Origin of the sequence: Klebsiella huaxiensis (assembly GCF_003261575.2) — a bacterium.
Taxonomy (GTDB): domain Bacteria; phylum Pseudomonadota; class Gammaproteobacteria; order Enterobacterales; family Enterobacteriaceae; genus Klebsiella; species Klebsiella huaxiensis.
In genome coordinates, this window is record NZ_CP036175.1 from 5,838,489 (window position 1) to 5,863,820 (window position 25,332).

Annotated in this window: 19 protein-coding genes, 5 tRNA genes and 3 rRNA genes; 5 read left to right on the forward strand and 22 right to left on the reverse strand. The window is 52.3% G+C overall.

Features of this window, described 5'->3' with window-relative positions:
* Positions 1-38 precede the first annotated feature (38 nt).
* The 4 genes from DA718_RS27915 to DA718_RS27930 form a co-directional block, all read right to left on the reverse strand.
* A tRNA-Thr gene (locus DA718_RS27915) sits at positions 39-114 on the reverse strand.
* A 5-nt stretch (positions 115-119) separates the two neighbouring features.
* A tRNA-Gly gene (locus DA718_RS27920) sits at positions 120-194 on the reverse strand.
* 119 nt (positions 195-313) lie between these two features.
* A tRNA-Tyr gene (locus tag DA718_RS27925) sits at positions 314-398 on the reverse strand.
* 10 nt (positions 399-408) lie between these two features.
* A tRNA-Thr gene (locus tag DA718_RS27930) sits at positions 409-484 on the reverse strand.
* 441 nt (positions 485-925) lie between these two features.
* On the opposite strand from DA718_RS27930, the gene coaA reads away from it, so the two are divergent.
* Complete coding sequence (gene coaA, locus DA718_RS27935) at positions 926-1,876, forward strand: type I pantothenate kinase (RefSeq protein WP_112217424.1); 951 nt, start codon at positions 926-928, stop codon at positions 1,874-1,876.
* A gap of 25 nt (positions 1,877-1,901) precedes the next feature.
* Here coaA and birA read toward each other — a convergent pair whose 3' ends face one another.
* The 10 genes from birA to pepQ all read right to left on the reverse strand — a co-directional run bounded on the left by birA (position 1,902) and on the right by pepQ (position 13,583).
* The gene (gene birA / locus DA718_RS27940) at positions 1,902-2,864 is read right to left on the reverse strand and encodes a bifunctional biotin--[acetyl-CoA-carboxylase] ligase/biotin operon repressor BirA (RefSeq protein WP_112217423.1); all 963 of its coding nucleotides are present in this window, start codon (positions 2,862-2,864) and stop codon (positions 1,902-1,904) included.
* Positions 2,861-3,889, reverse strand: coding sequence for a UDP-N-acetylmuramate dehydrogenase (murB, locus tag DA718_RS27945; RefSeq protein ID WP_112217422.1), 1,029 nt, complete (start codon positions 3,887-3,889; stop codon positions 2,861-2,863). The genes birA and murB overlap by 4 nt, the downstream gene beginning before the upstream one ends.
* A 189-nt stretch (positions 3,890-4,078) precedes the next feature.
* A 5S ribosomal RNA gene (rrf, locus tag DA718_RS27950) occupies positions 4,079-4,194 on the reverse strand.
* A 194-nt stretch (positions 4,195-4,388) separates the two neighbouring features.
* Positions 4,389-7,295, reverse strand: a 23S ribosomal RNA gene (locus DA718_RS27955).
* Between the two features lie 212 nt (positions 7,296-7,507).
* Positions 7,508-7,583, reverse strand: a tRNA-Glu gene (locus DA718_RS27960).
* Between the two features lie 85 nt (positions 7,584-7,668).
* A 16S ribosomal RNA gene (locus tag DA718_RS27965) occupies positions 7,669-9,208 on the reverse strand.
* Together the 16S, 23S and 5S rRNA genes with 1 tRNA gene alongside form the textbook arrangement of a ribosomal RNA operon.
* A gap of 391 nt (positions 9,209-9,599) precedes the next feature.
* Positions 9,600-10,133 (reverse strand): menaquinone-dependent protoporphyrinogen IX dehydrogenase, encoded by a 534-nt coding sequence (hemG, locus tag DA718_RS27970; RefSeq protein WP_112217113.1) that lies wholly within the window; start codon positions 10,131-10,133, stop codon positions 9,600-9,602.
* An 11-nt stretch (positions 10,134-10,144) separates the two neighbouring features.
* Positions 10,145-11,596: a Trk system potassium transporter TrkH gene (trkH, locus tag DA718_RS27975; RefSeq protein ID WP_112217112.1), complete on the reverse strand. Its 1,452-nt coding sequence runs from the start codon at positions 11,594-11,596 to the stop codon at positions 10,145-10,147.
* A gap of 41 nt (positions 11,597-11,637) precedes the next feature.
* Complete coding sequence (locus DA718_RS27980; protein WP_112217111.1) at positions 11,638-12,252, reverse strand: IMPACT family protein; 615 nt, start codon at positions 12,250-12,252, stop codon at positions 11,638-11,640.
* Positions 12,252-13,583, reverse strand: a complete 1,332-nt coding sequence (gene pepQ / locus DA718_RS27985; protein WP_112217110.1) for a Xaa-Pro dipeptidase — start codon at positions 13,581-13,583, stop codon at positions 12,252-12,254. The genes DA718_RS27980 and pepQ overlap by 1 nt, the downstream gene beginning before the upstream one ends.
* 191 nt (positions 13,584-13,774) lie before the next feature.
* Between pepQ and fadB the strand changes: the two genes are divergently transcribed.
* The 3 genes from fadB (at position 13,775) to DA718_RS28005 (ending at position 17,549) form a co-directional block, all read left to right on the forward strand.
* Positions 13,775-15,964 carry a fatty acid oxidation complex subunit alpha FadB gene (gene fadB / locus DA718_RS27995; protein ID WP_112217108.1) on the forward strand — a complete coding sequence of 730 codons (2,190 nt, stop codon included), beginning with the start codon at positions 13,775-13,777 and terminating at the stop codon, positions 15,962-15,964.
* 9 nt (positions 15,965-15,973) lie between these two features.
* Entirely contained in the window at positions 15,974-17,137 is a 1,164-nt protein-coding gene (gene fadA / locus DA718_RS28000; protein WP_112217107.1) for an acetyl-CoA C-acyltransferase FadA, read from the forward strand.
* Positions 17,138-17,237: 100 nt separating this feature from the next.
* Complete coding sequence (locus DA718_RS28005) at positions 17,238-17,549, forward strand: hypothetical protein (protein WP_112217106.1); 312 nt, start codon at positions 17,238-17,240, stop codon at positions 17,547-17,549.
* 43 nt (positions 17,550-17,592) lie between these two features.
* Here the strand turns inward: DA718_RS28005 and fre are convergent, their stop codons facing one another.
* The gene (gene fre, locus DA718_RS28010) at positions 17,593-18,294 is read right to left on the reverse strand and encodes an NAD(P)H-flavin reductase (RefSeq protein ID WP_112217105.1); all 702 of its coding nucleotides are present in this window, start codon (positions 18,292-18,294) and stop codon (positions 17,593-17,595) included.
* A gap of 55 nt (positions 18,295-18,349) precedes the next feature.
* Positions 18,350-19,819: a 4-hydroxy-3-polyprenylbenzoate decarboxylase gene (gene ubiD, locus DA718_RS28015; RefSeq protein WP_112217104.1), complete on the reverse strand. Its 1,470-nt coding sequence runs from the start codon at positions 19,817-19,819 to the stop codon at positions 18,350-18,352.
* Positions 19,820-19,996: 177 nt separating this feature from the next.
* Here ubiD and rfaH point away from each other — a divergent pair, with 177 nt between their 5' ends.
* The gene (rfaH, locus tag DA718_RS28020) at positions 19,997-20,485 is read left to right on the forward strand and encodes a transcription/translation regulatory transformer protein RfaH (RefSeq protein ID WP_110277484.1); all 489 of its coding nucleotides are present in this window, start codon (positions 19,997-19,999) and stop codon (positions 20,483-20,485) included.
* Positions 20,486-20,493: 8 nt separating this feature from the next.
* On the opposite strand, the gene tatD is transcribed toward rfaH, so the two are convergent.
* The 6 genes from tatD to ubiJ form a co-directional block, all read right to left on the reverse strand.
* Positions 20,494-21,288, reverse strand: a complete 795-nt coding sequence (gene tatD, locus DA718_RS28025; protein ID WP_167492836.1) for a 3'-5' ssDNA/RNA exonuclease TatD — start codon at positions 21,286-21,288, stop codon at positions 20,494-20,496.
* A 30-nt stretch (positions 21,289-21,318) separates the two neighbouring features.
* On the reverse strand, positions 21,319-22,092 hold the full coding sequence (gene tatC, locus DA718_RS28030; protein WP_004097593.1) for a Sec-independent protein translocase subunit TatC: 774 nt from the start codon (positions 22,090-22,092) through the stop codon (positions 21,319-21,321).
* A gap of 2 nt (positions 22,093-22,094) precedes the next feature.
* Positions 22,095-22,634, reverse strand: coding sequence for a Sec-independent protein translocase protein TatB (tatB, locus tag DA718_RS28035; RefSeq protein WP_112217102.1), 540 nt, complete (start codon positions 22,632-22,634; stop codon positions 22,095-22,097).
* Positions 22,635-22,637: 3 nt separating this feature from the next.
* Positions 22,638-22,889, reverse strand: a complete 252-nt coding sequence (tatA, locus tag DA718_RS28040; RefSeq protein WP_110277488.1) for a Sec-independent protein translocase subunit TatA — start codon at positions 22,887-22,889, stop codon at positions 22,638-22,640.
* Between the two features lie 200 nt (positions 22,890-23,089).
* A complete protein-coding gene (gene ubiB / locus DA718_RS28045; protein ID WP_112217101.1) occupies positions 23,090-24,730 on the reverse strand; it encodes a ubiquinone biosynthesis regulatory protein kinase UbiB in 1,641 nt (546 codons plus the stop codon).
* Positions 24,727-25,332 carry a ubiquinone biosynthesis protein UbiJ gene (gene ubiJ, locus DA718_RS28050; RefSeq protein WP_112217100.1) on the reverse strand — a complete coding sequence of 202 codons (606 nt, stop codon included), beginning with the start codon at positions 25,330-25,332 and terminating at the stop codon, positions 24,727-24,729. The genes ubiB and ubiJ overlap by 4 nt, the downstream gene beginning before the upstream one ends.

The window sequence follows — 25,332 nt, forward strand, 5'->3', positions numbered from 1 at the left end:
CAATAAAAGAGAGAAACAGGGGAGGAGAGATAAAGAAGTGGTGCTGATACCCAGAGTCGAACTGGGGACCTCACCCTTACCAAGGGTGCGCTCTACCAACTGAGCCATATCAGCACGTTTGGAGCGGGCAGCGGGAATCGAACCCGCATCATCAGCTTGGAAGGCTGAGGTAATAGCCATTATACGATGCCCGCATCCTGAAACTCGGCTACCCAGTTCTTTCTATAACAAAAAAAAGAGATGAATCTCTTTTTCTGTTTGAGCTGACTAGTTTAACCAATCAACCCTGGCTTCGCAAAGCGTTGCCGAAAGATGGTGGTGGGGGAAGGATTCGAACCTTCGAAGTCGATGACGGCAGATTTACAGTCTGCTCCCTTTGGCCGCTCGGGAACCCCACCAGGCACTTGATGGTGCCGACTACCGGAATCGAACTGGTGACCTACTGATTACAAGTCAGTTGCTCTACCTACTGAGCTAAGTCGGCATCAAGTAGCGCGCATTCTAGGGAGACCTGAGAGTTCATGCAACTAAAAAATTGCATAAAACGTTCTATCGCTCACATTTTGTGCTTAATCGAGAAAAAACGGTGTAAATTCAAACAACGAAGCACAAAAATACACCATTCATCGCACAAAGTTGCTCAGCAGTAACTCCTTAAAATGTAAAATCCCCTTTTGATATAACACCTTTACCGCTACGAGCTACTCGTGGTCTCAGTGAATTAACACTGACAGCCCTGTAGAAGACTTTATATGCCGCCGCCAACTCACTCGCCTCTGTGAGGTTACCGTTAGAAAGCATCATTCAATGAGTTTTTTTCTTATTATTCCTTGCAATCTGGTGTTACCCTCCTGCCCATTGTCCTGATTAACTAGTGTGAAGCACCCACGCCTTTCTTTCATTCGGCGACTGCAAGAACATGCTTATGAGCCAAAAAGAGCAAACGTTAATGACACCGTACCTACAATTTAACCGCGACCAATGGGCTGCACTTCGTGATTCTGTTCCGATGACACTAGCAGAGGAAGAAATCACGCGGTTAAAAGGCATCAATGAAGATCTTTCCCTTGAAGAAGTTGCAGAGATTTATTTGCCACTGTCGCGCTTGCTCAATTTTTATATCAGTTCTAACTTGCGCCGCCAGGCGGTACTGGAACAATTCCTCGGTACCAATGGTCAACGCATCCCTTATATCATCAGTATTGCGGGTAGCGTGGCTGTCGGCAAAAGTACCACTGCACGCGTGCTGCAAGCTTTACTCAGTCGCTGGCCCGAACATCGCCATGTTGAATTAATCACTACAGATGGTTTTTTGCATCCTAACGCAGTATTGAAAGAACGCGGCCTGATGAAGAAGAAGGGCTTCCCGCAGTCTTACGACATGCATCGCTTAGTTAAATTCGTTTCCGACCTGAAATCAGGCATTCCAAACGCCACTGCTCCAGTCTATTCACATCTAATTTATGATGTTATTCCTGATGGAGATAAAACAGTTACCCAGCCGGATATTTTAATTCTTGAAGGATTAAATGTTTTACAAAGTGGAATGGATTACCCACACGATCCACATCATGTATTTGTTTCAGATTTTGTTGATTTTTCAATTTATGTCGATGCGCCAGAAGACTTGCTCAAAACATGGTATATCAATCGTTTTCTGAAATTTCGCGAAGGGGCATTTACCGACCCCGACTCTTATTTCCATAATTACGCACAGCTTTCTAAAGATGAAGCTATCAACATTGCCACATCGTTATGGAATGAGATTAATCTTTTGAATTTAAAGGAAAACATTCTTCCAACTCGTGAGCGAGCTAGTCTTATAATGACTAAAAGTGCAAATCATTCCGTCAATCAAGTTCGATTACGAAAATAAGACAGGGAGCGTTAGCTCCCTTTTTTCATTCAGCGCTGCGCAAAGATATCTCACCACCAATCCAGGGTTTTACTACTCCACCCTGTTCCAGCAATAAGGCTCCTTGAGCATCAATCCCGCGGGAAATACCAAAAATTTCTTTATCACCAATAATAAGTTTAACCGGACGATTAATAAAGTTATCTAACTTTTCCCAGCGTTTTAGATACGGTGCCAAACCTTCCTGTTCAAAAAGCTGCAGACTAGCCCGCAATTCTTTAATCAACCGCGCGGCCAGAGTATTCCTATCGATAGAGATTCCTGCTTCCTGTAAGCTGATCCAACCTTGATTAACAACATCAGACTCCACGCGACGCATCATGAGATTGATACCTGCCCCGCTGACTATCTGTGCAGCGTCACCGGTTTTACCCGTCAGTTCCACCAGGATCCCTGACAGTTTCCGATCCTGCAAATAGAGATCATTCGGCCATTTCACCCGTACTTTATCGGCCCCCAGGCTTTGAAGTACCTCGGCAATCACAATCCCGATGACCAAACTCAAACCAATGGCGGCAGCGGGCCCCTGCTCAAGACGCCAGTACATTGAAAGGTATATGTTAGAACCAAACGGCGAGAACCACTTACGTCCCCTACGACCACGACCAGCCTGTTGATATTCCGCTACGCAAGCATCACCAGACTGCAGTTCACTAAGCCTATCCAGTAAATACTGATTCGTAGAGTCAATAACTGGTAGCACGGTTACCCGTCCATTTTCAATCTGCTTCGAAATCTGTTCTTCGTCTAATAGCTGTATAGGTTCCGGCAAGCTGTAGCCTTTACCTGGGACGGTAAATACATCAACTCCCCAGTCGCGCAAGGTTTGAATATGTTTATTGATTGCCGCCCGGCTCATTCCTAAGCGCTCGCCAAGTTGCTCACCTGAGTGAAACTCAGCATCGGCCAGTATCGATATCAACGTCAGAGGAACGGTATAATCTTTCATGCAATGACCCCCTCCGCATCGACTTCACCTGTTTTGCTAATAAAACGCACTTCCGGTTGTAGCCAGACATTGAACTTATCCCCAACCTGCTGGCGAACATAGTGGGCTAATTTAACCACATCTTCACTGATTGCCCGATCGTAATTAATCAATACCAATGCCTGTTGGTTGTGTACCGCTGCACCGCCAATTACCTTGCCTTTAAGCTGACATTGATCGATGAGCCATCCTGCTGCCAGCTTTATGCTGCCATCAGGCTGCGGGTAGTGAGGAATACCTGGATATTGCGCCAACAAACCTTGCGCATTTTCAGCACTAATCACCGGATTCTTAAAGAAACTGCCCGCATTACCCGTCACTTTTGGATCAGGAAGCTTAGTCATTCGCATGTGACAAACGGAATCAAAAACCTGATACGGCGTAACATTTTCAGGATCAAGGCGGGTTAAATCACCGTAAGTTAAGACCGGTCGCCATACTTTTGCCAAAGTTAGGCCTACGGCCACAATAGCGTAGAGGTCCTTATACTCATGCTTGAAAATACTGTCGCGATAGCCAAAGCGGCACTCAGCGGCGGAAAAGCGTCGTTTCTGACCAGTGGCTAACTCAACGCAATCGACATACTGGCAAACGCTCTGTAATTCAATTCCATAGGCACCAATGTTTTGAATCGGAGAGGATCCGGCACAGCCAGGGATTAATGCAAGATTTTCCAAACCAGGCATTTTATTATTCAACGCGAATTGCACCAACCGATGCCAGTTCTCCCCTGCCCCAACATGCAAATGCCAGGCATCAGCTGTTTCATTAACCTCTATACCCATGATACGGTTGATAATTACCGTACCAGAATAATCCTCCAGGAAGAGAATATTGCTTCCTTCTCCCAGGATCAAAACAGGTTGTTTTGCTGTAACAGCCTTTTGCCAGACAGCAACCAGCTGTTGCTCGTTTTCCACGCGTACAAGCTCTCTGGCCGAACAGTCTATGCCAAAGGTATTCCAAGGTTTGAGGGAGTGGTTCATAGTGGTTTCCTGATGCAAAATCAGCATTAGTTTACCGTATATAGCAGGGGAAGGCTTGCCTGATTGTCAGTAGTACGTTAGCGATAACTCTCTACTATGGCGACCTGGCAATTCTGACAAACATAAAATTTTTGGTATACAAAAACGCAAAAAGCCCATCCTGACGGATGGGCTCTTCACTTGATTAATGCCTGGCAGTTCCCTACTCTCACATGGGGAGACCCCACACTACCATCGGCGCTACGGCGTTTCACTTCTGAGTTCGGCATGGGGTCAGGTGGGACCACCGCGCTGTCGCCGCCAGGCAAATTCTGTTGTCAGAAACGAATCTTTTACACCGATGCTGTGTTGGCTGCATTCGTAAAGTCAGTCACATACTCCAGTATGCTCCTTCCTTTCCTTCATTTGCCGCCTTGCCTCTGCGTAAAATCTTTCGTTCCCGAAAATCTGTAATCTAAGCTGAAAATCATCTCTCACGCCAAAACATCTTCGGCGTTGTAAGGTTAAGCCTCACGGTTCATTAGTACCGGTTAGCTCAACGCATCGCTGCGCTTACACACCCGGCCTATCAACGTCATCGTCTTTAACGTTCCTTCAGGACCCTTAAAGGGTCAGGGAGAACTCATCTCGGGGCAAGTTTCGTGCTTAGATGCTTTCAGCACTTATCTCTTCCGCATTTAGCTACCGGGCAATGCCATTGGCATGACAACCCGAACACCAGTGATGCGTCCACTCCGGTCCTCTCGTACTAGGAGCAGCCCCCCTCAATTCTCCAGCGCCCACGGCAGATAGGGACCGAACTGTCTCACGACGTTCTAAACCCAGCTCGCGTACCACTTTAAATGGCGAACAGCCATACCCTTGGGACCTACTTCAGCCCCAGGATGTGATGAGCCGACATCGAGGTGCCAAACACCGCCGTCGATATGAACTCTTGGGCGGTATCAGCCTGTTATCCCCGGAGTACCTTTTATCCGTTGAGCGATGGCCCTTCCATTCAGAACCACCGGATCACTATGACCTGCTTTCGCACCTGCTCGCGCCGTCACGCTCGCAGTCAAGCTAGCTTATGCCATTGCACTAACCTCCTGATGTCCGACCAGGATTAGCTAACCTTCGTGCTCCTCCGTTACTCTTTAGGAGGAGACCGCCCCAGTCAAACTACCCACCAGACACTGTCCGCAACCCGGATCACGGGTCCACGTTAGAACACCAGCCATTAAAGGGTGGTATTTCAAGGATGGCTCCATGCAGACTGGCGTCCACACTTCAAAGCCTCCCACCTATCCTACACATCAAGGACCAGTGTTCAGTGTCAAGCTATAGTAAAGGTTCACGGGGTCTTTCCGTCTTGCCGCGGGTACACTGCATCTTCACAGCGAGTTCAATTTCACTGAGTCTCGGGTGGAGACAGCCTGGCCATCATTACGCCATTCGTGCAGGTCGGAACTTACCCGACAAGGAATTTCGCTACCTTAGGACCGTTATAGTTACGGCCGCCGTTTACCGGGGCTTCGATCAAGAGCTTCTCCGCGAGGATAACCCCATCAATTAACCTTCCGGCACCGGGCAGGCGTCACACCGTATACGTCCACTTTCGTGTTTGCACAGTGCTGTGTTTTTAATAAACAGTTGCAGCCAGCTGGTATCTTCGACTGATTTCAGCTCCATGAGCAAGTCACTTCACTTACCATCAGCGTGCCTTCTCCCGAAGTTACGGCACCATTTTGCCTAGTTCCTTCACCCGAGTTCTCTCAAGCGCCTTGGTATTCTCTACCTGACCACCTGTGTCGGTTTGGGGTACGATTTGATGTTACCTGATGCTTAGAGGCTTTTCCTGGAAGCAGGGCATTTGTTACTTCAGCACCGTAGTGCCTCGTCATCACACCTCAGCGTTAAATGACGTTCCGGATTTACCTAAAACGCCCGCCTACATGCTTAAACCGGGACAACCGTCGCCCGGCTAACATAGCCTTCTCCGTCCCCCCTTCGCAGTAACACCGAGTACAGGAATATTAACCTGTTTCCCATCGACTACGCCTTTCGGCCTCGCCTTAGGGGTCGACTCACCCTGCCCCGATTAACGTTGGACAGGAACCCTTGGTCTTCCGGCGAGCGGGCTTTTCACCCGCTTTATCGTTACTTATGTCAGCATTCGCACTTCTGATACCTCCAGCAACCCTCACAGGCCACCTTCAACGGCTTACAGAACGCTCCCCTACCCAACAACACATAGTGTCGCTGCCGCAGCTTCGGTGCATGGTTTAGCCCCGTTACATCTTCCGCGCAGGCCGACTCGACCAGTGAGCTATTACGCTTTCTTTAAATGATGGCTGCTTCTAAGCCAACATCCTGGCTGTCTGTGCCTTCCCACATCGTTTCCCACTTAACCATGACTTTGGGACCTTAGCTGGCGGTCTGGGTTGTTTCCCTCTTCACGACGGACGTTAGCACCCGCCGTGTGTCTCCCGTGATAACATTCTTCGGTATTCGTAGTTTGCATCGGGTTGGTAAGTCGGGATGACCCCCTAGCCGAAACAGTGCTCTACCCCCGAAGATGAATTCACGAGGCGCTACCTAAATAGCTTTCGGGGAGAACCAGCTATCTCCCGGTTTGATTGGCCTTTCACCCCCAGCCACAAGTCATCCGCTAATTTTTCAACATTAGTCGGTTCGGTCCTCCAGTTAGTGTTACCCAACCTTCAACCTGCCCATGGCTAGATCACCGGGTTTCGGGTCTATACCCTGCAACTTAACGCCCAGTTAAGACTCGGTTTCCCTGCGGCTCCCCTATTCGGTTAACCTTGCTACAGAATATAAGTCGCTGACCCATTATACAAAAGGTACGCAGTCACCCAACAAGTGGGCTCCTACTGCTTGTACGTACACGGTTTCAGGTTCTGTTTCACTCCCCTCGCCGGGGTTCTTTTCGCCTTTCCCTCACGGTACTGGTTCACTATCGGTCAGTCAGGAGTATTTAGCCTTGGAGGATGGTCCCCCCATATTCAGACAGGATACCACGTGTCCCGCCCTACTCTTCGAGTTCACAGCCTGTGTGTTTTTGTGTACGGGAGTATCACCCTGTACCCTGCGACTTTCCAGACGCTTCCACTAACACACAAACTGATTCAGACTCTGGGCTCCTCCCCGTTCGCTCGCCGCTACTGGGGGAATCTCGGTTGATTTCTTTTCCTCGGGGTACTTAGATGTTTCAGTTCCCCCGGTTCGCTTCGTTAAGCTATGTATTCACTTAACGATAGTGCAACGAATTGCACTGGGTTTCCCCATTCGGAAATCGTCGGTTATAACGGTTCATATCACCTTACCGACGCTTATCGCAGATTAGCACGTCCTTCATCGCCTCTGACTGCCAGGGCATCCACCGTGTACGCTTAGTCGCTTAACCTCACAACCCGAAGATGTTTCACTTCATGATTGCGAAAATTTGAGAGACTCGAACACACCGTCATTCTGTTCTTATTTACGGAGAACAGACGCAGCGTGTCGTTTCAATTTTCAGCTTGATCCAGATTTTTAAAGAGCAAATATCTCAAACGTAACTCACTGAGTTAGTTTTGAGATATAGAGGTCGGCGACTTTCACTCACAAACCAGCAAGTGGCGTCCCCTAGGGGATTCGAACCCCTGTTACCGCCGTGAAAGGGCGGTGTCCTGGGCCTCTAGACGAAGGGGACACTGAAGTCTCAATCGCAAGACGCCTTGCTATTTACTATTCATCAGACAATCTGTGTGAGCACTACAAAGGCAGGTTCTTTAAGGTAAGGAGGTGATCCAACCGCAGGTTCCCCTACGGTTACCTTGTTACGACTTCACCCCAGTCATGAATCACAAAGTGGTAAGCGCCCTCCCGAAGGTTAAGCTACCTACTTCTTTTGCAACCCACTCCCATGGTGTGACGGGCGGTGTGTACAAGGCCCGGGAACGTATTCACCGTGGCATTCTGATCCACGATTACTAGCGATTCCGACTTCACGGAGTCGAGTTGCAGACTCCGATCCGGACTACGACATACTTTATGAGGTCCGCTTGCTCTCGCGAGGTCGCTTCTCTTTGTATATGCCATTGTAGCACGTGTGTAGCCCTACTCGTAAGGGCCATGATGACTTGACGTCATCCCCACCTTCCTCCAGTTTATCACTGGCAGTCTCCTTTGAGTTCCCGACCGAATCGCTGGCAACAAAGGATAAGGGTTGCGCTCGTTGCGGGACTTAACCCAACATTTCACAACACGAGCTGACGACAGCCATGCAGCACCTGTCTCAGAGTTCCCGAAGGCACCAATCCATCTCTGGAAAGTTCTCTGGATGTCAAGAGTAGGTAAGGTTCTTCGCGTTGCATCGAATTAAACCACATGCTCCACCGCTTGTGCGGGCCCCCGTCAATTCATTTGAGTTTTAACCTTGCGGCCGTACTCCCCAGGCGGTCGACTTAACGCGTTAGCTCCGGAAGCCACTCCTCAAGGGAACAACCTCCAAGTCGACATCGTTTACAGCGTGGACTACCAGGGTATCTAATCCTGTTTGCTCCCCACGCTTTCGCACCTGAGCGTCAGTCTTTGTCCAGGGGGCCGCCTTCGCCACCGGTATTCCTCCAGATCTCTACGCATTTCACCGCTACACCTGGAATTCTACCCCCCTCTACAAGACTCTAGCCTGCCAGTTTCGAATGCAGTTCCCAGGTTGAGCCCGGGGATTTCACATCCGACTTGACAGACCGCCTGCGTGCGCTTTACGCCCAGTAATTCCGATTAACGCTTGCACCCTCCGTATTACCGCGGCTGCTGGCACGGAGTTAGCCGGTGCTTCTTCTGCGAGTAACGTCAATGAAAATGGTTATTAACCACTCCCCCTTCCTCCTCGCTGAAAGTACTTTACAACCCGAAGGCCTTCTTCATACACGCGGCATGGCTGCATCAGGCTTGCGCCCATTGTGCAATATTCCCCACTGCTGCCTCCCGTAGGAGTCTGGACCGTGTCTCAGTTCCAGTGTGGCTGGTCATCCTCTCAGACCAGCTAGGGATCGTCGCCTTGGTGAGCCGTTACCTCACCAACAAGCTAATCCCATCTGGGCACATCTGATGGCATGAGGCCCGAAGGTCCCCCACTTTGGTCTTGCGACGTTATGCGGTATTAGCTACCGTTTCCAGTAGTTATCCCCCTCCATCAGGCAGTTTCCCAGACATTACTCACCCGTCCGCCACTCGTCACCCGAGAGCAAGCTCTCTGTGCTACCGTTCGACTTGCATGTGTTAGGCCTGCCGCCAGCGTTCAATCTGAGCCATGATCAAACTCTTCAATTTAAGTTTGATGCTCGTGAATTAAACTTCGTAATGAATTACGTATGTTCACTCAGAGACTTGGTATTCATTTATTGTCCGAAGACATTAAGAATCCATGTCACTTTGAGTGCCCACACAGATTGTCTGATAAATTGTTAAAGAGCAGTGCAACGCGGCTTTCGCTCACCGTTGCGAGGTCCCGTATAATACGTTTTCCTCATTCAGAGTCAAGCGTTTAATTTCGCCTTTCTCTGCCGGCGTTCATCGCTGAACCCCGCTAACCCGGCGGCCTGTAAGCCGTTGTTCCGTGTCAGTGGTGGCGCATTATAGGGAGTTATTCCGATGTGACAAGAGGAAATTTCAAATTTTCTTTTGTTCGCTCAACTTTCCATCACCAAGGTGTTTTAACACCCTATTTGCTCGTCATTTGCGCGATTTCCCGGGCAAAAAGCGTGACCTGCTGCCAGTTGGTATAGACAACCTCTTTACTGATATCCGTTTCGCCGCCGGTCATCTTCATAATAAGACGAATCATAAAGCGGTCATACCAACGATAACGTGGGTAACGGAGTGCTCCAGCAAATACAGCGCTACGTTGTGGTTGCCACGGAGAGTTAAGCAGAAATTTTCGCGTGTAACTGTTCGTTTGCGGCGTTCGCTTCTCCGGCTTACGCGCCACGAGATTGACCGAGAAGAAAGCGCCCGGCAGCGCCTGCAGCGCCTGAAGATGTTTTTTCACGAACCGCTCCAACGCCGGATGAAAATGACCATAACGGATTGATGCACCAATCACTACGCGATCGTAAAGAGGCCAGTCGATCTCATTAGTGCGATTAAGGTCAATCGTATCCGTATCAATTCCTTGCTCTTTTAATTCAGATGCCAGAAAGGAGGCGATTTCACGCGTTTGTCCGTCGCGGGTAGAGAATAGAATCAAAGTTTTCACAGGCACTCCTGTTATTCGCGCCAGAAAGTCGGAGTAAATAGCACCAGCAAGGTGAACACTTCCAGACGACCAAACAGCATGTTAGCAATCAATATCCATTTCGCGACCGGGTTCATCGTCGCAAAGTTATCCGCCACAACGCCCAGCCCAGGACCAAGGTTGTTTAACGTCGCGACAACTGAAGCAAAAGCAGAGAAGTCATCCACGCCAGTAGCGATGATCGCCAGCATACTGATGATGAATACCAACGCATAAGCGGAGAAAAATCCCCAGACGGCTTCCAGAATACGTTCCGGCAGCGCTCGGTTACCCAACTTAATACTGTATACCGCATTAGGGTGCACCAGACGTTTAAGCTCACGGTTGCCTTGTTTGAAGAGCAGCAGGATACGAATAACTTTCAAACCACCGCCCGTCGAACCGGCGCAACCGCCGATAAAAGCCGAACATAGCAGCAACACCGGCAAGAATAACGGCCAGCGCGCAATGCTGTCGGTAGTGAAACCTGCAGTCGTCGCCATCGACACCACCTGGAAGAAGGCCTGGTTCAGCGTGGTAACCGCCGAGGCATAGACATCATGTAGCCACAGCACCAGGGTACAGATCACTACCAGCGTCAACTGCACCCCGATAAACATGCGGAATTCCGGATCGCGCCAGTAAACCTTCAGGTTGCGGCCACTGAGTAAAGAGAAGTGCAGACCATAGTTACATCCGGAGATCAGCAGAAAGACTGCAATAATGGTGTTGATCGTCGGGCTGTCAAAATAGCCGACGCTGGCATCATGGGTAGAGAACCCCCCAATTGCGATGGTGGCGAAGCTATGTCCAATAGCATCAAATGCCGGCATTCCGGCAAACCACAGCGCCAGCGCGCAGGCCACAGTCAGCAAGACATAGATAAGCCACAGCGTTTTCGCCGTTTCCGCAATTCGCGGGCGCATCTTGTTGTCCTTCAACGGTCCAGGCATCTCCGCCCGATATAGCTGCATACCGCCGACACCAAGGATTGGCAGTATCGCTACCGCCAGCACGATGATTCCCATACCGCCAAACCATTGCAGCATCTGACGATAAAAAAGGATGGCATGGGGTAACGAATCGAGCCCCACCAGCGTCGTCGCCCCGGTCGTTGTCAGGCCCGAGAAGGATTCAAAAAACGCATCCGTTACCGTCAGGTTCGGCTGTTCAGCGAAAATAAATGGCAGCGCACCCACGCTGCCCAATACAGTCCAGAAGAGGACGACTATCAGAAATCCTTCGCGGGATTTCAGTTCACCCTTTTCACGACGGTTAGGCCACCACAGAAGCGAGCCGATCGCTAGCGCGACAAAAAAGGTCTGGGTAAACGCCCGCCCCGCACCATCGCGGTATATTAAGGCTACTAATCCCGGGAGGATCATAGTTCCCGAAAATAGAATGACCAGCAGTCCAACGATTCGGGTTATCGCGCGAAAATGCATCTCTGGCGCTTCCTTTGGTATGCAAAAAAATCAGGTGGGGATTATTCGTCAATCTTCAGTAATTGCAACGAACCACGACTAAAATCAGCCAGCTTTGCTGAAAATAGTGCCACTTCAGCTTGAGGAAGCGCCACGCGCAGCTGAACAGAGGCTTGATATTCGCTTTCGACAATTTTCCCTGAGAACTGAGCTAACAGCGTTTCAATCCCGGCCAACTGCCCATATTCACACTGCAAAGTATATGCGGTCAGCGGCGTCTTGCGCTGTGTTGTAAGCTGAACAAGCGCCTGATGGACACCGCCGCCGTAAGCTTTCACCAGGCCGCCAGTGCCCAGCAGAATACCACCGTAGTAACGCACGACAACAGCGGTTATCTCCCCAATGCCGCTGCCCATAAGCTGGGCCAGCATCGGTTTCCCCGCCGTGCCAGCCGGTTCGCCATCATCGGAAAAACCCAACTGTTGTGAATCGTTCGGCGGCCCGGCTACCCACGCCACACAATGGTGGCGGGCGTCCGGGTGCTCAACTCTGACGGATTCAACAAATGCCTTTGCCGCCGCTACGCCGTTGGTATGCGCCAACAGCGTAATAAAGCGGCTTTTTTTGATCTCTTCAACAAAGGTCACCGGCGCAGCCGGTATCAACCAACTTTCCATTACGCCAGTTTCAGGTCACGCGTCATGTTTTCGACATTATTCTCGTGGATAACCACGTTGTCTTCGATACGAATCCCGCCAAACGGCTTCAACGCGTCGATTTTCTGCCAGTTGAAGTGCTTGCTGAACTGCCCTTCGCGCCACGGGGCCAGCAGAGATTCGATAAAGTAGATGCCCGGCTCAATGGTCAGTACCATTTTTGGTTGCAGCACACGCGTACAGCGCAGGTAGGGATATTTTGACGGCGCCGCCAAATGGGTGCCAGTGTCATCCTGCATAAAGCCCGCGACGTCATGCACCTGCAAGCCCAGCGGATGGCCAATGCCGTGCGGCATAAACGGCCCGGTCAGGTCGTTCTCCACCATCGCCTCTTCGCTCATATCTTTGACTATCTGATGCTTACGCAGCAGTTTGGCAATACGCTGATGGAACTGAATATGATAATTCACATAGCTGGTGCCCGCCTTCATGGTGCTAATCAGCGCCAGCTGTTCGTCATTGACGTCTTTAACCAGTTGAGCATAGTCATTATCACTATGCGCCGCCCAGGTACGCGTCAGATCGGCCGCGTAACCATTATATTCCGCACCAGCATCCAGCAGAAAACTACGCGCTTCAGCCGGCGCGCGATGATCCAGTTTGGTGTAATGCAGTACGGAGGCATGTTCGTTCAACGCCACGATATTGCTGTATGGCACGTCGGTGTCACGATGGCCGGTCGCCGTCAGATAGGCAAGGTTAATATCAAACTCGCTCATCCCTGAAAGGAATGCTTCATGCGCTGCACGATGGCCATTAACCGCCGATTTCTGCGCTTCACGCATACAAGCCAGCTCATAATCGGTTTTATAGGAGCGATAGTAGTGCAGATAATCGATAACGCCTTTCGGGTTGATCTTATCCGCCGCAATCTCCAGACCCAGCGCACGTTCCGGAACCGGACCGATATAGCCGATATTGCCGCGGGCTGCGGGCAGTTGGCTGCCAATACTGTCAGCTTTCGGCAGAGCAATCACTTCCACCTCTTCAGTCCAGAATGAGGTCGGCAGCGGTTCTACGTTGTGCCAGTAATCAACTGGCAGATAGAACCACAGTTTCGGTTTGTTGACGCCGTCCACCAGCAGCCAGCAGTTAGGGACTTGCGTTACCGGTACCCAGGCTTTGAACTGTGGGTTGACCTTGAACGGATACGGATGATCGTCAAGAAAGACATTAACCAATTCGCCAGAGTGAATCAGCAGCGCATCCAGCTTAAAACGGGCCAGAACATCGCGGGTACGTTCTTGTAGGGTAACGATATGATTTTTATAGAGACCGGCCAGTGATTCCATCTTTTATCCTTTGATTTTATTGGATCGTGATTCTTCGCATCTTAGCACATTGGCCCCAAGCGGGGTGATTTCTACCGGGTGTGATCGGACCAGCATTTATTTAAAGAGTTATTTGCATTTTTTTAACATAAATCCCACACTCCATCTCATCTGGTACGACCAGATCATATTGCTGGATTCAGGAGACTGACATGCTCTACAAAGGCGACACTCTGTACCTCGACTGGCGGGAAGACGGCATTGCCGAACTGGTTTTTGATGCTCCCGGTTCGGTCAACAAGCTTGATACCGCAACCGTAGCCAGCCTCGGTCAAGCGCTCGACGTACTCGAAACACAAAAAGATCTTAAAGGACTGCTGCTGCGATCTGAGAAAGCGGCCTTTATCGTCGGCGCGGATATCACCGAATTCCTTTCACTGTTCCTGGTTCCTCAAGAACAGCTCAGCCAGTGGCTGCATTTTGCCAATAGCGTCTTCAATCGTCTGGAGGATTTGCCGGTCCCTACCATTGCCGCAGTTAACGGTTATGCGTTGGGCGGCGGCTGCGAATGCGTTCTGGCAACCGATTATCGCCTGGCGACGCCTGACCTGCGCATTGGTCTGCCGGAAACGAAGCTCGGCATTATGCCGGGCTTTGGTGGTTCGGTGCGTATGCCGCGGATACTTGGTGCGGACAGTGCGCTGGAAATCATTGCCGCCGGGAAAGACGTGGGTGCCGATCAGGCATTAAAAATCGGCCTGGTTGATGGTGTGGTTAAACATGAGAAATTGATCGATGGCGCGATAGCGATTCTGCGTCAGGCCATCAATGGTGATCTGGACTGGAAGGCCAAGCGTCAGCCGAAGCTGGAGCCTCTTCACCTCAGTAAAATTGAAGCCACGATGAGTTTTACCATCGCCAAAGGCATGGTCGCACAAACCGCTGGTAAACATTATCCAGCCCCGATTACCGCTGTGAAAACCATTGAAGCTGCCGCCCGCTTTGGTCGTGAAGAAGCGCTGAACCTGGAAAATCAGAGTTTTGTTCCGCTGGCGCATACCAACGAGGCGCGGGCGCTGGTAGGTATCTTCCTCAACGATCAGTACGTTAAAGCAAAAGCGAAGAAGCTCACCAAAGATACCGAAACACCAAAACACGCTGCCGTGCTGGGCGCGGGTATTATGGGCGGCGGCATCGCTTACCAGTCGGCCTGGAAAGGCGTGCCGGTTGTCATGAAGGATATCAACGACAAATCGCTGACGCTCGGTATGACCGAAGCCGCCAAGCTGCTCAATAAACAGCTTGAGCGCGGCAAAATCGACGGTCTGAAGATGGCTGGCGTTATTTCCACCATTCAGCCAACGCTGGACTACGCTGGTTTTGAGCACGTGGACGTGGTGGTCGAAGCCGTCGTTGAGAACCCGAAAGTGAAAAAAGCGGTGCTGGCGGAAACTGAAGATAAAGTGCGCCCGGATACCATCCTGGCGTCAAACACTTCGACGATTCCGATTAGCGAACTGGCCAGCGTCCTGAAGCGCCCGGAGAACTTCTGTGGCATGCACTTCTTTAACCCGGTTCATCGGATGCCGCTGGTTGAGATCATTCGCGGCGAGAAAAGCTCGGACGAAACCATCGCCAAAGTCGTTGCCTGGGCAAGCCTGATGGGCAAGACGCCGATTGTGGTCAACGACTGCCCCGGCTTCTTTGTTAACCGCGTGCTGTTCCCCTACTTCGCCGGTTTCAGCCAGCTGCTGCGCGACGGCGCGGACTTTCGCAAAGTCGACAAAGTGATGGAGAAGCAGTTCGGCTGGCCGATGGGCCCGGCCTATCTGCTGGATGTGGTCGGTATTGATACCGCGCATCATGCCCAAGCGGTCATGGCGGCAGGCTTCCCGCAGCGTATGCAGAAAGATTACCGCGACGCAATCGATGCCCTGTTCGACGCGAGTCGTTTCGGTCAGAAAAATGGCCTGGGCTTCTGGCGCTATAAAGAAGACAGTAAAGGCAAGCCGAAGAAGGAAGAGGATGCCGCTGTCGATAGCCTGCTGGCAGACGTCAGCCAGCCGAAACGCGACTTCAGCGAAGAAGAGATTATCGCCCGCATGATGATCCCGATGGTTAACGAAGTGGTTCGCTGTCTCGAAGAGGGCATCATTGCCAGCCCGGCGGAAGCCGATATGGCGCTGGTTTACGGCCTCGGGTTCCCTCCGTTCCACGGCGGCGCATTCCGTTGGCTGGATACGCTCGGCAGCGCAAAATATCTCGATATGGCGCAGCAATATCAGCATCTCGGCCCACTGTATGACGTGCCGGAAGGCCTGCGCAGTAAAGCACGCCATAACGAAGCGTACTATCCCCCGGTTGAACCTGCCCGCCCGGTAGGCGACCTGAAAACGGCTTAAGGAGTCACAATGGAACAGGTTGTCATTGTCGATGCAATTCGCACCCCGATGGGCCGTTCGAAGGGCGGTGCCTTTCGCCACGTGCGCGCGGAAGACCTCTCTGCGCACTTGATGCGTAGCTTGCTTGCGCGCAATCCATCGCTTGAGGCAAGCGCAATTGACGATATTTACTGGGGTTGCGTTCAGCAAACCCTGGAGCAGGGCTTTAACATTGCCCGCAACGCGGCGTTGCTGGCGGAAATCCCGCACTCGGTACCGGCCACCACGGTCAATCGCCTTTGCGGTTCTTCGATGCAGGCGCTGCATGACGCAGTGCGCATGATCATGACCGGTGACGCCAGCGTATGCCTGATTGGCGGCGTGGAACATATGGGCCACGTGCCGATGAGCCACGGCGTGGATTTCCACCCGGGCCTGAGCCGTAACGTCGCTAAAGCCGCCGGTATGATGGGGCTGACTGCAGAAATGCTGGCGCGTCTGCACGGCATCAGCCGGGAAATGCAGGACCAGTTCGCCGCCCGCTCCCACGCTCGCGCCTGGGCCGCTACGCAGTCGGGTGCGTTCAAGACGGAAATCATTGCCACCGGTGGTCACGATGCTGACGGCGTGCTGAAGTCATACAATTATGATGAAGTTATTCGTCCTGAAACGACGGTAGAGGCGCTGGCTGCGCTGAGGCCCGCGTTCGATCCGGTCACGGGTACGGTAACGGCGGGAACCTCTTCCGCCCTCTCCGACGGTGCTGCCGCAATGCTGTTAATGAGTGAAAGCCGTGCTTGCGAGCTGGGCCTGAAACCGCGCGCACGAGTGCGTTCTATGGCTGTCGTCGGCTGTGATCCATCAATCATGGGTTATGGCCCGGTTCCAGCTTCAAAGCTGGCGCTGAAAAAGGCCGGACTCTCTACCAGCGATATCGACGTTTTCGAAATGAACGAAGCTTTTGCCGCGCAGATCCTGCCGTGCATTAAAGATCTGGGGCTGATGGAGCAGATAGATGAGAAGATCAACCTCAACGGCGGCGCGATCGCTCTGGGCCATCCGCTCGGCTGTTCCGGCGCGCGCATTAGCACAACGTTAATTAATCAGATGGAGCGCAAAGACGCGCAGTTCGGCCTGGCTACCATGTGTATTGGTTTAGGCCAGGGCATCGCCACCGTCTTTGAGCGGGTTTAATCGTTGCCGTTCTTCCCGCCTGTCAGGGGCGGGTTTTTTATTTCTACTATTCAGTTATTATCATCAGGAACGTCAAGATTATTAAGGATAATAACGACTTATGAAAAAACTCCCACTCATTCTTTTGCTCACTACATTCTCTACCGCTGCTATTGCCAGCGAACAGGATAATGCTCAGACATGCCTTTCGTGGGGAATCAATAAAATGGCGCAAAACCCGGAAAGTGAGCAGCTAAAGAACCTCGCCATCACCCATATCAATACCGAACGCTACGATGAGAAGATAGGTAGCCAACATATCGCGACGCAGTTGGACGCTACGCTGGAAAAAGAGGGAAAAACCATCGGGAAAATGCTCTGCTTGCTGGAGAACGATCGGCCGCTGTACGTTTATTTTAGCGACGTCCAGTAAAACAGCATCCGGGCCAAGAGCCCAGATGCTTTTAGGTCAGCTATCAGATAAACGCAAAGGCATCGCCAAACAGGCGGTCTTCGCGGGCGCCCCGTTCGTTGCAGAACAGATCGCGGGCAATCTTAGCCATCTCAAAGCGGCCAGCAATATAGATATCATGCTCACCCAGCGTACCGTAATCCTGCAGAACGGCAGTCAGCACGGTTCCGGTACGGCCGCGCCACTCATCTTCAGGCTGTTCAACAACGGGCTCCACTCGCAGACCAGGATGCTGCACGCTTAACGCTTCCAGCTCAGCCAAATCGTAGAGATGTTTTGCTTCGCGTCCACCCCAGTAGATAGCGATATCGCGGTTCGGATTGCGCGCCAGCGCGGTGAGCAGAATCGAACGCACGTAAGAGAAGCCAGTACCTCCGGCGATCAGAATCAGCGGGCGTTCTTCATCATCGCGCAGCCAGGCTTCACCATGCGGCATATCAACCACGATTTCACGCTCTTTCAGGATACGATCCATCACCGCCATCGCATACAGGTTAAGTTCAGATGCGCCAATATGCAGCTCGATAAACTCCTGTTCCGATGGCGTAGAAGCCATGGAGAATGGGCGCTTATCGCGTTCGTCCATCACGACCATCAGATACTGCCCAGCGCGGAAGGAAAACGCCGCTTCCGGCACTAATCGAACGCGATACACGGTATCGGTAATCGCCTCCACCGAGGTCACTTTACAGCTTAAGGTTGTCATGCGTCCCCTCTGTCGGGTCTATTGTGCAAAACAGCGGCGTTAGCCCCGCTTACTGTTATTTGAAGATGGCCAGTTCATCCCAGATGGCGTCAATACGTGCCGTCACCTCGGGATCTTTCTTAATGGGACGACCCCACTCGCGTTGGGTCTCACCAGGCCATTTATTTGTGGCATCCAGCCCCATTTTTGAACCCAAACCGGAAACCGGTGAGGCAAAGTCCAGGTAATCAATTGGCGTGTTTTCTACCAATACCGTATCACGCGCCGGGTCCATACGGGTAGTAATCGCCCAAATCACGTCATTCCAGTCGCGCGCGTTAACATCGTCATCGCAAACAATCACGAACTTGGTGTACATGAACTGCCGCAGGAACGACCAGACGCCCATCATCACGCGCTTAGCATGACCAGCGTACTGTTTCTTCATGGTGACCACCGCCAGGCGATAGGAACACCCTTCCGGCGGCAGGTAAAAATCGACAATTTCAGGAAACTGTTTTTGCAGAATCGGCACGAAGACTTCGTTCAGCGCGACGCCCAATACTGCCGGTTCATCCGGCGGGCGTCCGGTGTAGGTGGAGTGATAAATCGCATCTTCCCGTTGGGTGATATGTGTGACGGTAAACACCGGGAAGCTATCCACTTCATTGTAGTAGCCAGTATGATCGCCGTACGGACCTTCGGGTGCCAACTCTCCGGCTTCGATATAACCTTCCAGCACGATCTCAGCGCTGGCCGGCACTTCCAGGTCGTTAGAAACGCACTTCACGACTTCAGTTTTTGTTCCGCGTAGCAGGCCCGCAAACGCATACTCAGAAAGGGTATCCGGAACGGGCGTCACCGCACCGAGAATGGTCGCCGGGTCAGCGCCCAGCGCCACGGATACCGGGAAACGCTCTCCTGGATGCGCCGCGCACCACTCCTGAAAATCCAGCGCGCCGCCGCGATGCGATAACCAACGCATAATCAGCTTGTTCTTGCCAATCAGCTGCTGGCGATAAATCCCCAGATTTTGCCGCTCTTTATGCGGACCACGAGTGACCGTGAGCCCCCAGGTAATAAGCGGTGCGGCATCTTCTGGCCAGCAGGTCATGATCGGGATTCGGGTCAGGTCTACATCATCGCCCTGGATGATTTTCTGCTGACATGGCGCGCCGCGCAGGCGCTTAGTCGGCATGTTCAGAACCTGTTTGAACTGCGGCAACTTATCGAACAGATCGCGAAAGCCTTTTGGCGGTTCCGGCTCTTTCAGGAAAGCCAGAAGTTTACCCACTTCCCGTAGCGAGCTGACATCCTCCTGCCCCATCCCCAGCGCAACGCGTTTCGGCGTGCCGAACAGGTTGCACAACACCGGCATGGAATAGCCTTTCGGGTTTTCAAACAGCAGGGCAGGACCGCCAGCACGCAAAGTGCGATCGGCAATTTCGGTAATTTCCAGGTGAGGATCGACCGGCAGGGAGATCCGTTTCAATTCTCCCTGCTGCTCCAGTAATGTCAGAAAATCGCGTAGATCGTGGTATTTCATGGAGTTGTTATTGACCTCTATACAGGCGGCTGATTATACGGTGTTCATCAGAGCGATGCTGTATTTTTGTTAAATTAGCGTGAAAGAACGCTGAAATTTCGTTTTCATCCGCAATGATTTCGCGATCGCATCGGGCTTTTGTTATGCTTGCTGCCAGTAGCTGTGGAAAGAGTCATTATGCAAGCCTGGTATTTACTTTATTGCAAACGTGGGCAGCTTGAACGCGCCCAGGAACATCTCGAACGGCAGGCCGTCAATTGCCTGATGCCAACGATCGAACTGGAAAAAATTGTCCGCGGTAAACGCACGACGGTCAGCGAACCCCTGTTCCCAAACTATCTGTTTATCGAGTTTGATCCAGAAATTATTCATACCACCACCATCAACGCGACTCGCGGTGTGAACAGCTTTGTGCGTTTTGGCGCACTGCCCGCTATCGTGCCGTCCGCCGTCATTCATCAGCTCTCCATCTACAAGCCAGAAGGCATTACCGATCCGGAAACGCCCCATGAAGGCGATAACGTACTGATTACTGACGGTGCCTTTGAAGGTCTACAGGCAATCTTTACCGAGCCGGACGGAGAAGCCCGTTCTATGCTGCTGCTAAATCTGCTTAACAAGCAGGTATTGCAGAGCGTCAAAAATACGGACTTTTATAAAATCTGACGACGCACTCAAAAGCGCACGCCAAAGAGTCTTCTGACGTTAGCATCGGTGACTTCTTCCAGCCACTTCGCGTCTTCCCCACGCCACCCTGCGATACTCGCCAAAATATGCGGTAGATAAGCAGGTTCATTACGGCGGGAAGAGGGTTTCGGGCGCATATCGCGCGGCAGTAGATAAGGCGCATCGGTCTCAATCAGCAGGCGATCTACCGGGATATCGCCCAGCAATTCCCGCAGCGCCAGCCCTCGACGCTCATCGCACACCCAGCCGGTGATACCAATGGATAAACCGCGATCAACACATTCACGCATCTCTTCGCGCGTACCGGTAAAGCAATGCACCACTGCCCCCGGTAACTTATCGAGCCAGGGCGTCAGCAGGGTCAGGAAGCGCTCATGCGCATCGCGGCAGTGCAAAAACACCGGCATCGACAGCTCCGCCGCCAGCGCCAGTTGAGCGCTAAACGCCGCTTCCTGCTCCTGCGGCGTCGAAAAGTTACGGTTAAAATCCAGTCCGCATTCACCAATCGCGACGACTTCCTGCTCGCGGGCCAACGCAAAGACTGCCGCCGCGACGGATTCCGTCCAGGTGCTACTGTCGTGTGGATGAACCCCGGCGGTTGACCAGCAGCCAGAGTAGCGGCGTGCCATCTGCTGCGCCTGCTCGCTTTCATGCAGGTTCGTTCCCGTCAGCAGCATGCCAGTAACACCTGCCGCCTGTGCGCGAGAAACAACCTCATCGCGATCGCGGGAAAACTGCGAGCTGGTCAGGTTTACACCGATATCAAACATCATTACTCCCATATGACAACCGCCCTGACGGGCGGTTGGTGTTTATTCTTCTTTGCCCTGCGCCTCTTCGGCGGCGGCATCCTCGTCACGCGTCAGGCGTTTGCCGGTATAGAACCGCGCGAAGAAGACCCCGACTTCAAACAGGCAGTACATCGGGATCGCCAGCAGAGTTTGTGAGAATACATCCGGCGGCGTCAGCAGCATCCCGACCACGAATGCGCCAACCAGTACATAGGGCCTTTTCTTACGCAGGTCATCCGGGGTGGTTACCCCCATCCAGCACAGCAGCACAATGGCTACCGGCACCTCGAATGAGACGCCGAAGGCGATAAAGAGCGCCATGACAAAATCGAGATAGCTGCGGATATCGGTTGAAACCTGTACCCCTTCCGGCGCTGCGTGCGTCAGGAAACCAAACGCCAGCGGGAACACAACAAAGTAAGCAAAGGCCATACCGATGTAAAACAGCAGCGTGCTGGAGACCAGCAGCGGCATGACCAGCCGACGTTCATGCTTATACAGCGCTGGCGCCACAAAGGCCCAGACCTGATACAAAATGACCGGTACCGACAAAATGATCGACACCATAAAGGTTAGCTTGATCGGGGTGAAGAAAGGCGAGGCCACGTCCGTCGCAATCATCGTCGCGCCTACCGGCATCTGCCGAATAAGCGGCGCGGAAACCAGCTGGTAGATATCGTTGGCGAAATAAACCAACGCCAGGAAAATAACCAGAATCGCAAGAATGCTATTGATCAAGCGTTTACGCAGCTCAATCAGATGCGTGATTAGCGGTTGAGTATCGTCTACGCCCATTTTTACTGTTTATCACTCGATGCAGGGGAGGAGGAATCGGAAGCTGGCGCGGCAACTTTTTCTTTCGCTGCCGGGATTTCAGTCTGCGAAGTGAGGGGCTCTTCCGCCACGTTTTCAGGGACGTGCTCTGGCGCGCTGGCCTGATGTTCAGCCGTCGCCGGCGTCACGTCTTTACGCTGCTCTTCACTCCCCTTCACGACCGGGTTATGAATGGTGTTGGCTTCGTCGCTGGCTTTTTCAGGATCGTTGGCGGTGTAGGAGCGCTTCATGGATTCAGCCGCTTCGCGCAGTTCGTCCATCGATGCCTTTAGCTCAGGGGTCAGATTATCCAGGCTGGCCTTTTCCACTTTCTTCAGGCTTTCCTGGAACTCCTGCAGCTTTAATTCCTGGGTTATTTCATTTTGTACGGTAGCCGCAAGCGACCGCAGCGTACGGATCCAGCTGACTACCGTTTTTACCGCTACCGGTAGTCGCTGTGGCCCCAAAACGATGAGGCCAATGACGAACACCAGCAGTAGTTCACTAAAACCGATATCGAACACGAATTACACCTGCTCTTTGTCGTGGCGTTTAGTCTCGTCTTTTTTTGCATCATCCGGCTTGTCAGCAAGAGTTTTTGCCGCGAAGTCTGCATCCGGTGCGGATTTCTCGGGTTTATCCTCATCGCTCATGGCCTTTTTAAAGCCTTTGATCGATGCGCCTAAATCCGAACCGAGCGAGCTCAGCTTTTTTGTCCCGAAAAGCAGAACCACGATGACGACAACAATGAGTAACTGCCAAATACTGATACCACCCATACACATTCCCCTATGACAGATGATGAATTATTAGGACGCATTATATACAGTCATACTTCAAGTTGCATATGCGTTGGCTGCGCTCGTTTACCCGAATCACTTACCAAAGTAAGCTCATCGGGATGCGCTCACTTGCCGCCTTTCTGAAACTTGAATTATTTATGTATACACGTTATGCGCAGCGATAAAGGCGACTGCCGTCAGTTCGTCTTTCGCCAGCCGATAAGCCAGGTTACAACGCCAGCGGCCATCAGCCAGCCGGGCATCATGCCCCACTCAGGGCGGTGGATGAATAACAGCGTACCACTCAGTAATAAAACAGCACCTATACCAAACAGATAACGGGACTGCCCCTGGCGCACGTGTCGCACCTGGATGTCGCGTACGATGGTATCAACGCTATTCTGCAACTGCTTGCTTTGTTGCAAGCTCTGGTACACCAGCTCAGGTATTTCCGGCATTCTCTCAATCCAGAACGGCGCTTTTTCTTTAAACGCGCGCACCAGCGCCGGAATGCCAACCTGATCCTTAATCCACGACTCCAGGAACGGTTTCGCCGTTTTCCACAAGTCTAACTGAGGATAGAGCTGGCGGCCTACACCTTCTACGTAAAGTAATGTCTTCTGCAGCAGAACCAGCTGCGGTTGCACTTCCATATTGAAGCGTCGCGCGGTATTAAACAGGTTCAGCAAGACATGCCCAAACGAGATTTCCGCCAGCGGCTTTTCAAAAATAGGCTCGCAAACGGTGCGGATAGCGAATTCAAACTCTTCAACGTTGGTATCCGGGGGAACCCAGCCAGAATCAACGTGCAGCTCCGCAACTTTGCGGTAATCGCGGTTGAAAAAAGCAATGAAGTTTTCCGCCAGATAACGCTTATCTTCTTTGTTCAGCGAGCCGACAATACCGCAGTCAATGCCAATATACTGCGGGTCCTCTGGATGGTTACGGCTGACAAAAATATTGCCCGGATGCATGTCAGCATGGAAGAAGCTGTCGCGGAAGACCTGGGTGAAAAAGACCTGCACGCCGCGCTCGGCCAGCAGCTTCATGTTGGTATTTTGCGCTTCCAGAGCAACGACATCGGAAACCGGGATGCCGTAAATCCGCTCCATCACCATCATACCTTCGCTGCAGTAGTCTGAATAAACCTCAGGGACATAGAGCATCGGGCTGTCTTCAAAGTTGCGACGCAATTGAATGGCGTTGGCCGATTCACGCAGCAGGTTGAGTTCATCCAGCAGCGTTTTCTCGTATTCGCGAACCACTTCCTGTGGGCGCAGACGACGACCATCCGGCAGCAGACGCGGCACCCAGCGCGCGAGGCGATAGATGAGTTTCATATCCGCTTTGATAACCGGCACAATATCCGGGCGGATCACCTTGATGACTACCTCTTTGCCATTCTCTTTCAGGCGCGCAGTGTGTACCTGGGCGATAGAGGCAGAAGCCAGCGGCTCGATGGAGAAATCGTCAAACCAGGCCTCCACCGGCAGGCCGCCCATCGCTTGCTCAATTTGCTTTTTGGCCTGCAGGCCGTCAAACGGCGCGACGCGATCCTGCAACATAGCAAGCTGATCGGCGATTTGCGGCGGAAACAGGTCGCGACGAGTTGAGAGCATCTGACCAAACTTAATCCACACTGGTCCCAGCTCCTGCAACGCCAGACGCAAGCGCTCGCCGAGAGGTTTTTCTTTGTGGCGGTTTGGCATCCAGAACAGCATACGTCGCCAGATTCGCAACGGCAGCGTGATGCGCATTTTAGGAATGAGCTCATCAAGCCCGTAGCTCAAAAAGGTGCGGATGATGAAATACAGGCGCCGTAGTTCTCCTGGCGTCATTTGCCCTCCAGCGTTTCCAGCCGTTTTTCCAGCGCGGCCAGGGCTCGTTCCACAGCAGCGGTTTCCTCAACAAACCAGGCCAGCTCCAGCGGTCCCGGTGCCAGGCGCCACTCTTCGGTGATCGCCTCCGCGACATAACGCTGCTGGCGCTGAGCGCCCTGTAAAAGAAAGCGAGTGCCGCCGCGTAATACTTTACTGAAGCCTTCCGCAACGATATCGCCAGTATACGGGGCCAATAGTTCAGCCGGGTCGAATTCAGCCAGATCGCACAGGGTGACGGTATTTTGCACCACCTGCAAATCCCCCTGCACTTCGAGATCGCCGCTGCGAATCAGCGCCGTCAGCTGCTGGCGGTTACGTAATTGCGGGAGCACGCTTAGACGAGTAATCACGGTACAATCGGCTTCGCCTTCCCATGCGCCCAGCACGTCTACCTGACGCTCGCTAAAAACCAGCACCACGGGTGCGGAAAGTTCTTGCAACTCGACACGCAGCACTTTCCCCAGCAGCCGCTGCCGGGCGGGTTTAAGCGCCTGGTCGCGCCAGAGGAAAGTATTCAGGACCGTCTCAATACCGGCGGAAACCAGTGATTTGAAAGGCAT

Excerpts from the sequence above, each read along its gene's own strand:
- ubiJ (WP_112217100.1), bottom strand. The coding sequence starts at position 25,332 with ATGCCTTTCAAATCACTGGTTTCCGCCGGTATTGAGACGGTCCTGAAT.
- coaA (WP_112217424.1), top strand. The coding sequence starts at position 926 with ATGAGCCAAAAAGAGCAAACGTTAATGACACCGTACCTACAATTTAAC.
- birA (WP_112217423.1), bottom strand. The coding sequence starts at position 2,864 with ATGAAAGATTATACCGTTCCTCTGACGTTGATATCGATACTGGCCGAT.
- trkH (WP_112217112.1), bottom strand. The coding sequence starts at position 11,596 with ATGCATTTTCGCGCGATAACCCGAATCGTTGGACTGCTGGTCATTCTA.
- tatD (WP_167492836.1), bottom strand. The coding sequence starts at position 21,288 with ATGGGAGTAATGATGTTTGATATCGGTGTAAACCTGACCAGCTCGCAG.
- fadA (WP_112217107.1), top strand. The coding sequence starts at position 15,974 with ATGGAACAGGTTGTCATTGTCGATGCAATTCGCACCCCGATGGGCCGT.
- DA718_RS27980 (WP_112217111.1), bottom strand. The coding sequence starts at position 12,252 with ATGGAAAGTTGGTTGATACCGGCTGCGCCGGTGACCTTTGTTGAAGAG.
- pepQ (WP_112217110.1), bottom strand. The coding sequence starts at position 13,583 with ATGGAATCACTGGCCGGTCTCTATAAAAATCATATCGTTACCCTACAA.
- fre (WP_112217105.1), bottom strand. The coding sequence starts at position 18,294 with ATGACAACCTTAAGCTGTAAAGTGACCTCGGTGGAGGCGATTACCGAT.
- rfaH (WP_110277484.1), top strand. The coding sequence starts at position 19,997 with ATGCAAGCCTGGTATTTACTTTATTGCAAACGTGGGCAGCTTGAACGC.
- ubiD (WP_112217104.1), bottom strand. The coding sequence starts at position 19,819 with ATGAAATACCACGATCTACGCGATTTTCTGACATTACTGGAGCAGCAG.
- fadB (WP_112217108.1), top strand. The coding sequence starts at position 13,775 with ATGCTCTACAAAGGCGACACTCTGTACCTCGACTGGCGGGAAGACGGC.
- tatA (WP_110277488.1), bottom strand. The coding sequence starts at position 22,889 with ATGGGTGGTATCAGTATTTGGCAGTTACTCATTGTTGTCGTCATCGTG.
- murB (WP_112217422.1), bottom strand. The coding sequence starts at position 3,889 with ATGAACCACTCCCTCAAACCTTGGAATACCTTTGGCATAGACTGTTCG.
- DA718_RS28005 (WP_112217106.1), top strand. The coding sequence starts at position 17,238 with ATGAAAAAACTCCCACTCATTCTTTTGCTCACTACATTCTCTACCGCT.
- ubiB (WP_112217101.1), bottom strand. The coding sequence starts at position 24,730 with ATGACGCCAGGAGAACTACGGCGCCTGTATTTCATCATCCGCACCTTT.
- tatC (WP_004097593.1), bottom strand. The coding sequence starts at position 22,092 with ATGGGCGTAGACGATACTCAACCGCTAATCACGCATCTGATTGAGCTG.